General features: G+C 67.9%; 12 protein-coding genes. 7 read left to right on the plus strand and 5 right to left on the minus strand.

Annotated elements, in window-relative coordinates:
- The first annotated feature begins 32 nt into the window (after nt 1–32).
- The 6 genes from C1932_RS17885 (at nt 33) to C1932_RS17915 (ending at nt 7982) form a co-directional block, all read left to right on the plus strand.
- Nucleotides 33–2090: a TonB-dependent receptor gene (locus C1932_RS17885; protein WP_108763070.1), complete on the plus strand. Its 2058-nt coding sequence runs from the start codon at nt 33–35 to the stop codon at nt 2088–2090.
- 96 nt (nt 2091–2186) lie between these two features.
- Nucleotides 2187–4367 carry a YccS family putative transporter gene (yccS, locus tag C1932_RS17890; RefSeq protein WP_108763071.1) on the plus strand — a complete coding sequence of 727 codons (2181 nt, stop codon included), beginning with the start codon at nt 2187–2189 and terminating at the stop codon, nt 4365–4367.
- Nucleotides 4368–4855: 488 nt separating this feature from the next.
- Nucleotides 4856–6745, plus strand: coding sequence for an MFS transporter (locus C1932_RS17900; RefSeq protein ID WP_108763073.1), 1890 nt, complete (start codon nt 4856–4858; stop codon nt 6743–6745).
- A gap of 175 nt (nt 6746–6920) precedes the next feature.
- Nucleotides 6921–7208 (plus strand): CD225/dispanin family protein, encoded by a 288-nt coding sequence (locus tag C1932_RS17905; RefSeq protein WP_108751075.1) that lies wholly within the window; start codon nt 6921–6923, stop codon nt 7206–7208.
- A 32-nt stretch (nt 7209–7240) separates the two neighbouring features.
- Nucleotides 7241–7513 carry a CD225/dispanin family protein gene (locus C1932_RS17910; protein ID WP_108751076.1) on the plus strand — a complete coding sequence of 91 codons (273 nt, stop codon included), beginning with the start codon at nt 7241–7243 and terminating at the stop codon, nt 7511–7513.
- A gap of 43 nt (nt 7514–7556) precedes the next feature.
- Nucleotides 7557–7982 (plus strand): DUF2752 domain-containing protein, encoded by a 426-nt coding sequence (locus tag C1932_RS17915; protein WP_108763074.1) that lies wholly within the window; start codon nt 7557–7559, stop codon nt 7980–7982.
- A 589-nt stretch (nt 7983–8571) separates the two neighbouring features.
- Here C1932_RS17915 and ampE read toward each other — a convergent pair.
- The 5 genes from ampE to C1932_RS17940 form a co-directional block, all read right to left on the minus strand.
- On the minus strand, nt 8572–9459 hold the full coding sequence (gene ampE, locus C1932_RS17920) for a regulatory signaling modulator protein AmpE (RefSeq protein ID WP_108763075.1): 888 nt from the start codon (nt 9457–9459) through the stop codon (nt 8572–8574).
- A 111-nt stretch (nt 9460–9570) separates the two neighbouring features.
- Complete coding sequence (gene nudC / locus C1932_RS17925) at nt 9571–10476, minus strand: NAD(+) diphosphatase (RefSeq protein WP_108763076.1); 906 nt, start codon at nt 10474–10476, stop codon at nt 9571–9573.
- A 66-nt stretch (nt 10477–10542) separates the two neighbouring features.
- Nucleotides 10543–10935 carry an iron-sulfur cluster insertion protein ErpA gene (gene erpA, locus C1932_RS17930; RefSeq protein WP_108747525.1) on the minus strand — a complete coding sequence of 131 codons (393 nt, stop codon included), beginning with the start codon at nt 10933–10935 and terminating at the stop codon, nt 10543–10545.
- Between the two features lie 31 nt (nt 10936–10966).
- Nucleotides 10967–11434 carry a polymer-forming cytoskeletal protein gene (locus C1932_RS17935; protein WP_108757367.1) on the minus strand — a complete coding sequence of 156 codons (468 nt, stop codon included), beginning with the start codon at nt 11432–11434 and terminating at the stop codon, nt 10967–10969.
- A gap of 4 nt (nt 11435–11438) precedes the next feature.
- Nucleotides 11439–12182 carry a DUF6776 family protein gene (locus C1932_RS17940; RefSeq protein WP_108763077.1) on the minus strand — a complete coding sequence of 248 codons (744 nt, stop codon included), beginning with the start codon at nt 12180–12182 and terminating at the stop codon, nt 11439–11441.
- Nucleotides 12183–12360: 178 nt separating this feature from the next.
- Here C1932_RS17940 and C1932_RS17945 point away from each other — a divergent pair, with 178 nt between their 5' ends.
- Nucleotides 12361–12978: a DUF4126 domain-containing protein gene (locus tag C1932_RS17945; RefSeq protein WP_108751082.1), complete on the plus strand. Its 618-nt coding sequence runs from the start codon at nt 12361–12363 to the stop codon at nt 12976–12978.
- The last annotated feature ends 8 nt before the right edge of the window (nt 12979–12986 follow it).

Below are 12986 nucleotides of genomic sequence, written 5' to 3' on the forward strand. Positions count from 1 at the left end.
GGCCCGTGGCCGTCCGCCGAGGAACCTGATCGATGCCTTCGTTCCGCAACCCGCGCGTGGCCCTGCTGGCCGCCGCCCTGACCGCTGCCTGCGTGGCCCATGCAGAAGCCCCGGCCGACACCCGCAGCGCCACCGACCTGGACGCCATCAAGGTGGTCGGCGAACGCACCCACACCGAAGCCGGTGCGCTGGGCGACCGTGCCCTGCGTGACACCCCGTTCGCCATCACCGCCGTTGGCCGCGAACAGCTGGAGCAGCGCCAGGTCGTCTCGCTGGGCGAAGCCTTCCTGTTCGACCCCTCGGTCACCACCCAGGTCAGCGCCTACGCCAGTGGCTGGAGCTCGCCCATCCGCAACCGCGGCCTCGATCTGAACTACGACAGCTACCGCGTGAACGGCCTGCAGGTGTCCTCGTGGGGCACCGAATGGCCGCTGGAAGTGATGGAACAGGTCGACCTGCTGAAGGGCCCCGGTGGCTTCCTGTACGGCTTCGGCGCACCCGGCGGCATCGTCAACTACATCACCAAGAAGCCGACCGACACCCCGACGTTCTCCGCGCAGCTGGGCTGGCGCGAACAGGGCATCGTCAGCGGCGGTGTCGATGCCGGCGGACGCTTCGGCAACGAAGAGATGTTCGGCTACCGCTTCAACGCGTACCAGGAGAAGGGCGAAACCTTCAACGGCGGCCATGTCGACCGCAAGGTCGGCGCACTGTCGCTGGACGCGCGCCTGAGCGATGCGCTCACCTGGACCTTCGACGGCGTGTTCCAGTCGCGCGACCTGAGCGAAGAATCGCCGCAGTACTACTTCATCGGCCTGACCTCGCTGCCGCGGCCGATTGCCGGCGACGTCGACAACAGCGTGCCGGGCACCTACTACGACACCCGTTCCAGCCTGCTGTCGACCGCGTTGAACTGGCAGATCAACAGCGACTGGAAAGCCAGCGTGAGCTACGGCGTCACCACCTCGTGGAACGACGTCAACAAGATCTTCGCCTACATCGACGATCCGAACGGCGACTACAACGTGAACGTGTACGAGCTGGGCGGCAAGAGCGAATGGAAGCTCGCGCAGGCGCTGGTGCAGGGCAGCTTCCGCACCGGTCCGCTGCAGCACCAGCTGGTGGCCGGCGTCAGCCACCAGACCGGGCTGGGCTGGGACCGCCCTTACGAGTGGAACACCATCGGTCGCGCCAACCTGTACCAGCGTTCTGCCATCCGCCACGACGCGGTGGGTTCGCGGGTGCTGACCCGTGGCGATGAAACCGTGCAGCAGGCGGTGTTCGCCAGCGATACCGTCGACTTCGGCGGCGGCTGGTCGGTGCTGGCTGGCTGGCGCTACAACGACTTCGAGACCAAGGGCCGTTACCACACCTACCCGGTCACTCCGACCTATGCAGTCATGTTCAAGCCCAGCGAGGCAGTGACCCTGTACGCCAGCTACATCGAATCGCTGGAAGCCGGCAGCCGCGTGGGCAACACCTACATCAACGCCGGCGATGTGCTGGACCCGACCATCAGCAAGCAGTATGAAATCGGCGCCAAGGTGGAAGCCTCGCGCTGGAATGCGAACGTGGCCGCGTTCCGGCTGGAACGTGGCGCCAACATCGACCAGCAGACCGACACCGGCCTGCGCCTGGTGCAGGATGGCATCACCCTGTACGAAGGAGTGGAAGCCAGCGCCGACCTGCACCTGACCGACGCGCTGACCGTGGGTGGCGGCGTGACCTGGCTGGACCCGACCTACGACAAGCTGTCGCCGGACAGCGCCGCGCAGGAAGGCAACCGCACCGTCGGTGCCGCCCGCTGGAGCGGCGTGCTGCATGCCAGCTACCAGCTGCCGTGGGTGGATGGCCTGGAAACCTACGCCGCCGTGCGTTACTACGGCGATGTCTGGTACGACGCCGACAACACCCTGAAGCTGCCCGATTACACCCTGGTCAATGCCGGCGTGGGCTACCGCCTGATGGCCAGCGGGCACCCGGTCACCCTGCGCGCCAGCGTGGAAAACCTGGGCAACCGAAAGTACTGGTCGAACGCCGGCATCGGCCTGCCGCGCACCTTCGCCGTGAGCGTGCGCTGGGAGATGTGATGCGGTTTCGGTGGGTGCGGACCGTTGGTCCGCACTTCCAACACCCTACACACGCGCGCACCGCCATAATGGGGGCACTCCGCCCCCCGAGCCTGCATGTCCGCGCCCCATTCCCGCCTCAGCCGCCTGTGGGCCCATGAAAAAGCCAGCTACGGCCTGCGCGTCTTCATTGCCCTGACCACCGCGCTGGGCGTGTGCTGGCACATGGACGCACTGCCGGCCCTGCCCGGTGTGTTCCTGGGCATCATCGCCAGCGCCATCGCCGAGACCGATGACAACTGGTGGGGCCGCACCAAGGCGGTGCTCCTGTCGCTGCTGTGCTTCTGCATTGCCGCCGCGTCGGTCATCTGGCTGTTCCCGTGGCCGTGGCTGTTCATCGCCGCGCTGGCGCTGTCCACCTTCGGCCTGACCCTGCTGGGCGCGCTGGGCGAACGCTACGCCTCCATCGCCCAGGCCACGGTCACCCTGGCCATCTACACCATGATCGGGCTGGAGCAGCACGGCGGCGCCGGCGATCTGCCACGCGCCCTGCATGCGGTCAGCCACCTGTTGGCCGGTGCGATCTGGTATGGCCTGCTGTCCATTGTCTGGACCGCGCTGTTCGCCAACCGCCCGGTACGCGAACGCGTAGCCCGCCTGTACCAGGAACTGGGCCGCTACCTGCAGTTGAAGGCCGCGCTGTTCGAGCCGGTGCGCGAAGCGGACCTGCACCGTCGCCAGCTGGACCTGGCCGAGCAGAACCGCAGGGTGGTGGGCGCACTCAATGAAGCCAAGGCCGCGATCATGGCGCGCTTCGGTCGCTCCGGCCGCCCCGGGGTGAATTCCGGCCTGTACCTGCGCCTGTACTACATGGCCCAGGATTTCCATGAGCGTGCCAGCTCCTCGCACTACCCCTACGGCGCCCTGGTCGATGCGTTCTTCCACAGCGACGTGCTGTACCGCTGCCAGCGCCTGCTGGACCTGCAGGGCCAGGCCTGCGCACGGCTGGGCGAGGCGATCCGCCTGCGCCGGCCGTTCGTGTATGGCGAAAGCAACCAGCAGGCCGGGCGTGACCTGGCTGATGCCCTGGCCTACCTGCGCGACCAGCAGCGCCCGCAGTGGCAGCGCCTGCTGGGTTCGCTGGACCTGCTGGTGCACAACCTGCGCAGCATCGAACGCCGCCTGCTGGACGCCGAACGCTCCGAAGCCAGCCTGGACAACGTCGATACCCGCCTGCGCGACAGCAACCCACATACCCTGCGCGAAATGGGCGTGCGCATCCGCCAGCAGCTCACCCCCGGCTCGGTGCTGTTCCGCCACGGCCTGCGCATGGCGCTGGCGCTGATCGCCGGCTTCCTGGCCATCCGCCTGTTCAATGCACAGAACGGCTCGTGGGTGCTGCTGACCATCGTCTTCGTCTGCCGACCGAACTTCGGCGCCACCCGCCAGCGCCTGGCCCAGCGCATCGTCGGCACCCTGGCCGGCCTGGTGCTGACCTGGGCGCTGCTGCAGCTGTTCCCGCAGCTGCACGTGCAGTTGCTGATCGCCCTGCTGTCGGCCCTGCTGTTCTTCTTCACCCGCACCGACCGCTACCTGGTGGCCTCGGCGGCGATCACGGTGATGGCGCTGACCTGCTTCAACCTGATCGGCGATGGCTTCGTGCTGATCGTGCCGCGCATGGTCGATACCCTGCTGGGCTGCGCGATTGCCGCCGCAGCGGCCTTCCTGATCCTGCCCGACTGGCAGGGCCGGCAGCTGCACAAGGTACTGGCGCGGGTGCTGGACACCGCCGCGCGCTATCTGGAATCGGTGCTGGGCCAGTACCGCAGCGGCATGCGCGATGACCTGGCCTACCGCATTGCCCGCCGCGACATGCACAACGCCGATGCGGCGCTGTCCACGGCCTTGTCGAACATGCTGCGCGAACCGGGCCACGTGCGCCGCAACCTGGATGCCGGCTTCCGCTTCCTGGCACTGTCCAACACCCTGCTGGGCCACCTTTCCGCACTGGGCGCGCACCGCGACCAGGTGGACAGCTTCGCCGCCGACCCGCTGGCCCTGGCCGCCGGCGAACGCGTGCGCAAGGCGCTGGAACAGCTGGGCAGTGCGCTGGGCGCGCGGCAGCCGGTCAGCGAAGACGACAACGACGCCGACCGCGCCGTGGCCGCCGAACTGGAACAGACCGACGACAGCATGGCGCCGAAGCTGCAGCTGATCCGCACGCAGATGGCACTGGTGCTGCGCATGCTGCCGAAGATGCGCGCGGCGGCCAACGAAGCGGCGCGCGGCCTGACCTGATTCCGCCTGCATGGGGGGAGGTGGTGACGGTGACGGGGCTGGTTCCGTTGCCGTTGCCGTTGCCGTTGCCGTTGCCGTTGCCGGTGCCGGTGCCGGTGCCGATGACGGTGCCGGTGACGGTGCCGATGACGATGACGGTGGCGGTGGCGGCGACGGCGACGGCGACGGCGACGGCGACGGCGACGGTAGAGTCGAGCTTGCTCGACTGCTCTGCCAACAGCAGTCGAGCAAGCTCGACTCTACGACGGACAGCATCGCGGCATCATTCGGCCCGGCAGCGCGCAGCATCGAGGCATCATTCGACCCGGCAGCGCGCAGCATCACAGCATCGTTCGGTCCGCCATCGCGGCAGCACCGAGGCATCTTCCGGCCCGGCGCCATGGCGGTGCCAGGCATCGTTCGGATGGAGCGCCACCAATGCGTGTCCCGCCGCCCCGCACCCGCCGTGCAGGCAGGAATGCTAGGCTGCGGCGGTCCAAGGAGGTTCCATGTCCGGCCACAACCAGTTCGCCCTGCTGCGCCAGCGCCGCTTCCTGCCGTTCTTCATCGTGCAGGCGCTCGGTGCCTTCAACGACAACGTCTACCGGCAAGCGATCATCGGCCTGCTGTTCTTCCTGGGCGTATCGGAAGAGCAGCGTTCGCTCTACACCACGCTGGCGCCGGCCATCTTCATCCTGCCCTACTTCCTGTTTTCAGCCCTTGCCGGCCAGATCGCCGACAAACTGGAAAAATCGCGCCTGATCGTGATCACCACCACCATGGAGATCGTGATCATGTCGATGGCGGCCGTCGGCTTCCTGACCGAAAGCCTGCCGTTCCTGCTGGTGGCGCTGTTCTGCACCGGCATGCAGTCCACCCTGTTCGGCCCGGTGAAGTACTCGGTGCTGCCAGCGGTGCTGAAGCCCGAAGAGCTGACCGGCGGCAACGGCCTGGTGGAGATGGGCACCTCCATCTCGATCCTGTCGGGCATGATCCTGGGCGGCGCGGTGTTCCTGCTGGCCGGCAGCCATGGCCCGATCGTGGCGGCCACGGCGGTCATCACGCTGGCGGTGTGCGGCAACATCGCCGCACGCATGATCCCCAAGGTCGATGCCGGCGACCCGGACCTGAAGATCAACTGGAACCCGTTGCCGGAATCGCTGGTCGTGCTGCGCATGGCGCGGCAGCAGAAGGCGGTGCGCAACGCGATCCTGGGCGTGTCCTGGTTCTGGTTCGTCGGCACCGTGCTGACCTCGCAGCTGCCCAACTACGCACTGGCCAACCTGGGCGGCGAACCGAAGCTGTACCTGTTCGCGCTGGCCCTGTTCTCGGTCGGCACCGGCGTCGGCTCGCTGCTGTGCGAAAAGCTGTCCGCGCGCACCGTTGAAATCGGCCTGGTGCCGCTGGGCGCCTTCGGCATGACCGCCTTCCTGCTCGATCTTTACTTCGCCCGCCCGGGCGAGGCCACGGTGCACGGCATGGGCATCCTGACCTTCCTGCAGCAGGCCGGCAGCGCGCGCATCGTCGTCGATCTTGTCGGTATTGGCCTGTTCACCGGCGTGTTCGTGGTGCCCCTGTTCGCGCTCATCCAGAGCCGCACCCCGAAGGCACAGATGTCGCGCGTGTTCGCCGCGCTGAACATCCAGAATTCCGGTTTCATCGTCGGCGCCGCCCTCATTTCGCTGGCCGCGCGCGAGTGGCTGCACTGGACCATCCCGCAGCTGTTCCTGGCACTGGCCATCGCCAATGCCGTGGTGGCGATCTACATCTTCACCATCGTCCCCGAATTCCTGATGCGCTTCCTGAGCTGGGTGATGGTGCGCACGCTGTACCGACTGCGCCCGCACGGCATTGAAGCCAACGTGCCCGACGAAGGTGCCGCGCTGCTGGTCTGCAACCATGTCAGCTACATGGATGCATTGATCCTGTCGGCGACGATTCCGCGCCCGGTGCGCTTCGTCATGTACTACCGCATCTTCAACATCCCGGTGATGCGTTGGATCTTCCGCACCGCCAAGGCGATTCCGATTGCCGGCGCACGCGAAGACCCAGCCTTGATGCAGCGCGCGTTCGACGAAGTGGATGCCGCGTTGGCCGAGGGCGAACTGGTCTGCATCTTCCCCGAAGGCGCACTGACCCGCGATGGCGAGATGGCGCCGTTCAAATCGGGCGTGGAGAAGATCCTGGAGCGCAGGCCGGTGCCGGTGGTGCCCATGGCCCTGCGCGGCATGTGGTCGAGCATGTGGAGCCGGCGCGATACCCGCCTGGGCCGCATGCGCGTTCCGCGCCGCTTCCGCGCCACCGTGGAAGTGGTGGCCGCACCGGCCGTGGACGGCCAGCGTACCGATGCGGCCGCGCTGGAAACGCAGGTGCGAAGCCTGCGCGGCGACAACGCCTGACACATCTGACACGGGGCGCAGCGCGCCCCGCTACCCCGCCTGGACACCCGCCGAGCCCCCCTCGGCGGGCATGTAAACGCATACATGAGGCGCGCGTTGCGGTAGATTACGCACCCACAGGGGGGAGGTTCGGCCTGTCCGCGACAGACCGACCGCCAAGGAATGGAGTCTTGCTTTGAATCAACCGCCACCTATCGAGCGTCCGGTGTACATCCCCAACCATCTGGTCTGGGCGATCGTGACCACGCTGTTCTGCTGCCTGCCGCTGGGGGTGGTGTCGATTGTCTATGCGTCCCAGGTGGACGGCCGCCGCGCGGCCGGTGATCTGCCGGGGGCCTTCAGTGCGTCGCGCAAGGCGGGCTGGTGGGCGGTGGCTTCGGCCGTCGCACTGCCGGTCCTGTTGCTGTTGTGGTTCGGGCTGTTCGGCGGCTTGGCCGCGCTGGGCGCTCTTTCCGACCTTTGATTCACACCACCACCCATCGAGGAGCTTGAACCATGAACACCACCACCCCGCAGGTCCCCAACAATCTGGTCTGGGCCATCCTGTCGACCCTGTTCTGCTGCCTGCCGGCCGGCATCGTGTCGATCGTCTACGCCGCCCAGGTCAACGGCAAGCTGGCCGCTGGCGACATCGCCGGTGCCCGTGAGTCGTCGGAAAAGGCCAAGAAGTGGGCCATCTGGTCGGCCATCGCCGCCGTCGTGGTCGGCATCCTGTACGGCATCCTGATCGCCGTGGTCGGCGTGATGGGCGGCGGCAGCAGCTACTGATGCACCCTGCGGGATCCGGCGCCGCGCCGGATCCCGTTGTCGCATGTCCGTCCTTCCCGCACGCTCCCGACTGGCCCGCTGGGCCCCTCTGCTGGCCGCTTCCGGCCTGGCCGCGGGTGCCGCCGTGGTGCTGCGCCACGTCAATCCCTATGTCTCGGGCAATCCGCTGCCCGGCTGCCCGCTGTACGCACTGACCGGGCTGTACTGCCCCGGCTGCGGCAGCACGCGCTGCCTTTATTCGCTGGTCCACTTCGACCTGCCCGGCGCGATGGCGATGAATCCCCTGCTGGTCATCAGCCTGCCGTTCCTGTTGCTGATGCTGCTCAACAGCGCCGGCATCCGCCCGCGCGTGCTGGATCCGCTGATGTGGGTGCTGGCCAACCCGATGTTCTGGCTGTGGCTGCTGCCAGGCTACGCGCTGCTGCGCAACCTGCCCTGGGCCCCCTTCACCGCCCTGGCCCCGGTCTAGGGTTCCAGCCAACGGCGCAGCCCCTCGTGGTGGGGCGTTGCTTCTCGATCATGGGATTGGCCGGTCGCGATGGGCTGCGCAGGGGACGCTGCAAGTACGTCCATGTAAGCTCGGTCGCCGCATCCATGCGGCTCACGCCCCTGCGCAGCCCACCGCGACCGGCCACGGACAGTTTCCGTGCGCGTCCACCACGGAAAAGAAGAGAAGATCAAAAGCCACAGCGGGTCGCTGCGCTCGGTATCCACGCATGGCGTGGATCTACTGTGTCGACCAAGGTCGACACCTACCGACAGCTGCGGGGAACTGTCAGAGGTGGGGCGGTGTGGGTGAGCAGGACCGCAGGCGCCATGGGCCCGAGGCATGCCTCGGGCGGGTTGGGCAGGACGCCCAACCCCGGTCTTGCCGGGCGCGCAGGATTGCGCGCGCGAGCAAGGCGCCTACGAGCCCCCATGGACGGGTTTACGGCGTGTCCTGCCCACCCACACCGCCCCGCCATCCCACGGATACCCAGCTTTTGACGTTGACGTTGCTTCAGTCGAGCATGGCTCGACTCTACAGGGGTGCAGGGCTGCAAGCCCTGCCCGAACACCTACGTTACCCAGCCGGCAATCACCAGCAGGGCCAGCACCGCCAGCCACAGCAGCAGCATGCGCCACACCAGGCTCATCGCATCGCGCAGGTCCGGCAGCCGCTGCCACACCGGCAACAGCCCCGCTTCGGTGTAATCGTGCGCGTCCTCGCGCAGCTCCGCGTTGACGCTGGCACGCGCCACCGCGCCCAGGAAACCGATGCCGCCGGCCAGCCGTTCGCCATGGGCCTGCCGCCAGGCCCTCCACGCGGTATCGAAGTTGCCCACCAGCGCCATCGAAAACGCCATCAGCTGGGCCACCGGCCATTCAATCCACGACAGCACGCGCTGCGCCAAGGCCAGCGGTTCCACCGGCACCCGCGCCCGCATCGGGCTCTCGGCCATCAGCGCCAACAGACGGTAGGCCAGCGCCCCGACCGGGCCCAGCAACAGGAACCAGAACAGCACCGCGAACCAGCGCCGCAGTGCATTCAACACGGTCGCTTCCACCAGCGACGGAACATCCTCGCGCAGGCTGCCACCGGCGGCCTGCAGGTGCCGCACCGCCGCCTGGCGGGCACTGGCCTCGTCGGCGTCGATCACCGCTTCAACATCGCGGTCCAGATCGCGCGGGCCCCAGCACCAGGCGAGCACCGCCACGCCCAGCAACAGCGCGGGCAGCCCGAACAGCACCCCGCTCAGCAGCCACACCAGCAGCCCCATCAGCAGCAGCGGCGGCAGCAGTGCCACCAGCACCCCGACCGGCCCCTGCCAGGCCCGCCCGCCATGCGCGTCCAACCAGCCCAGCCAGCGCCGGAAACCCTCGAAACGGCGCAGTGAAGCGGCAGCGGCCGGGGCAACATGGCCCAGGGCCAGCGCCACCAGCACGGCAACCAGGGTGGTGAACATGGCGGGTCTCCCGATGAACAAGCGTTCGGCGCCGCTACCTTACCTGCCGCAGCCGCGCCTTCAGCGACGGATTCCACTGTAACCTGCCGCGTGTTCAGGTGGCGGCAATGCTCAGCCGCGCTGCTGCCGGTACCAGTGTTCGATCAGGCCGCGCGAGATCGAGATCGGCGGTGAAAGACGGATGCCCTGGCCGTCGTCTTCCACGTCGCGCGCCAGTGCCGCGCCCACTTCATCGACGGTGAACCAGCGCGCATCTTCCAGCTCGCCATCCACGGTGGGCACATCGTCGTGCGCCTGTGCGCGGAAGCCAACCATCAGCGCGCCGGGGAACGGCCACGGCTGCGAGCCCAGGTACTGCGCGGCGATCACCCGCACCTTGCTCTCCTCGTGCACTTCACGGGTCACGGTCTGTTCAAAGGTTTCGCCCGGCTCGACGAACCCGGCCAGCACCGAATAGCGGCGCGGCGCCCAGTTGGCCTGCCGCCCCAGCAGCAGCCGGCCTTGGTTTTCCACGGCTACGATCACCGCCGGGTCGACCCGCGGATAGTGTTCGGTGGCGCACTGCGGGCAGCGGCCGACGAAGCCGCCGCGGGCGAAGGCCACCGCACTGCCGCAGACACCGCAGAAGCGCGTGCGCGACTGCCAGTACGACATGCCGCGCGCATAGCTGAAGGCCGTGGCATCGGCCACCGTCCACAACAACGCCGCCTGCCGCAGGTCCAGCCGTCGCGGCGCGGTCACGCTGACCTGCGCGGCATCCACGCCAAACCATGCCTGACCATCGCGTAACCCCAGGAAGATCGCAGTGCCCGGGCCACCACCCAGTGCGGCACCGGTCAACGCCAGCGGCTGGTCATCTTCATCGGTGAAGGCCGTGCCGTCCTGGTCCAGCACAAGAATGCGCGCATCCGGCCACAGGCGCGCCAGTGCATCGGCATCGGCGCGCAGGGCATCGGCGCGCTCCAGCGGTTCGTCCACAAAGGCGAAACCGGAAAGCGGCGAAGGAGTCGTAAGCATTCCACAAGCCTGCCGCCATTCGCAGCAGGTGGCAAGGTCGGCGTTGCCCGCCGCGCGTGCCGGTGGTTACATGCTGAAGCTGCTGCCGCAGCCGCAGGTGGTCTTCGCGTTCGGGTTGCGGATCACGAACTGCGCACCGGTCAGGCTCTCGGTGTAATCCACTTCGGCGCCCATCAGGTACTGCAGGCTGAGCGGATCGACCAGCAGGGTCACCCCGCTGGTCTGAACCGCCAGATCATCCTCGGCGCGGTTCTCGTCGAACTCGAAGCCGTACTGGAAGCCGGAACAGCCACCGCCTTCGATGTACACGCGCAGGGCCAGGTCGGGGTTGCCCTCGTCCTGGATCAGTTCCTTCACCTTGGCCGCAGCGGATTCGGTGAAGTTCAGCGGCCGCTCCAGCGACTGGTAGTCGGGAGCGGCGGCCGGCGTGGCGCCGGGCAGGGAAACTAGCGTGCTCATGGCCCCAGCATGGGGGCGCCGGGCGTGGCTTTCAAGCCATGGCCTCGGCAAGCTTGCGACGCGCGGCATCGCCGCCCTTGCCCTTGCCAGCGGTCTCCTCGCCTTCCGGGGCGGGCAGCGCGGCAACCGGGCTGCTGGCGTGGATCAGGCGGCCGTTCAGCTGCGCGCCGGCATTCATTTCCACCACCTGGTAATGCACGTTGCCGTTCACCCGGGCGCTGGGGGTCAGTTCCACCTTCTCGGTGGCATGCACGTCGCCATCCATGCGGCCGCTGATGACCACCACCTGGGCGCGGATTTCCCCTTCGATCACGCCATGCTCGGCCACCGTCAGGGTGGCACCGCTGGCGCCTTCCTGGGCGATGACCTTGCCGTGGATGCGGCCTTCCACGTACAGGCCCCCACTGAATTCCACATCGCCACGAATCACCACCTGGTTGCCGATCAGGGCATCCACCACCAGCTGGCCATCACGGCTCGACTTGCTGTTCCCGAACATCTGCCTACTCCCCATTGCTGGCCGGTGCACCGGCCTGTTTCCAGTCAAATACCTGGGTCGTGCCCCCCGCACCCCCACCCAATGTCACCCGCACGCGTTGCGGAGTGAAGTCTGTCGGCAGCATGATGCTGCCGCTGAGCTGCTGGAAGTACCGGAACGAGTAATCCTGCCCCGGTACCTTGTTGCGCTGGTGCAGCTCGTCCCAGCTGATCGTGGCCAGCTTGCCGTTCTTCACACCTTCCACCGTAAAGCGCATCTGCCCCTGGCTGATCGCGCCCCGGTTGAGGTTCTGGGTCAGCACGGCGGTGTACTGCCAGGTGCCGGCCGATTCCGGGCTGAACTCGATGGAATGGGTGTTCAGGCCCTTGCGCTGGCTGGTGGAACCCACCAGGCGCTCGTAAAACGCCACATCGGCGCGCAGTCCGGCGATCTCTTCGTCGCGCTCGGCCAGCGAGGACTGCACTTCGGTATTGGCCGCGCGGCTGATCCGGTCCGACGCTTCCAGGGTGGCCTGCTTCTGGCGCAGCTCGGTCAACTGGGTCTGCAGGGTATCGGCGCGCTTTTCGGCGGCCTGCAGGCGCTGGCCCTGGGCATCGCGCGGCGCGCCCAGCCAGCAGCCACCCAGCACGGCCAGCACTAGGCTCAGCAGCCAGATACCGGCCAGTATCAGCAGGCGACGGCGATCGAGCGGCGGTTGTGGTGCGCCCGGCAGGCGAACCTGCACACGCATGGGAGGGCGGTTGTTCATGGGTAGTCTCCGGGGCATCGCATTGGCAACACCGTCACGGCCCCTGTGGCAAACGACGGGCTAGTGTAAGTCAGGAACGGCGGGATTCCCCGGGGGCGGCCGCCAGCGGCCAGTGGTGTTCAGGCACGCCATCGCCGATAGTGTGGCACCCCGCACAGTTCCGCCGCCGGAGTCCGCCATGACCGAAGCCCACCTGTTCGTGATCGGCATCCTGCTGGCCTGGCTGGCCGGCATCCGCGTCTACCTCACCGTGTTTGGCGTCGGCCTGGCCGGCCTGCTGGGTTGGGTGGACCTGCCCCCGGCCCTGCAGGCCACCGAATCGTGGTGGGTGCTGGGCACCTCGGCGGCGCTGGCCGCGGCCGAATTCGTCGCCGACAAGATCCCCGGCGTCGATTCGATCTGGGACCTGCTGCAGACCCTGGCCCGTGTGCCCGCGGGCGCCTTCCTGGCCGCCGCCACGCTGTCGCCCGACGGCGATCTGGGCACCGGTGCGCTGGTGGCCGGCGCCGGCGTCGCCCTGGCCAGCCATGGCCTGAAGGCCGGCACCCGCGCCCTGTTGAACACCTCGCCGGAACCGGCCAGCAACTGGATTGCCTCGGCCGCCGAAGACACCGTGGTGATCGGCGGCCTCGCCCTTGCCCTGGCCCACCCGTGGATCGCGTTGATCGTGGTGCTGGCCTGCAGCCTGGCCGGTGCCCTGCTGGTGTGGCTGGTGTGGCGCACGCTGTGGAAGGGCGTGCGCTGGCTTGCCCGTGCTGGCGGCAGCGCCGGCAGCGGGCCCGCCCGCGCAGGATGACGGCTGGC

The organism is Stenotrophomonas sp. YAU14D1_LEIMI4_1, assembly GCF_003086815.1.
GTDB lineage: Bacteria > Pseudomonadota > Gammaproteobacteria > Xanthomonadales > Xanthomonadaceae > Stenotrophomonas.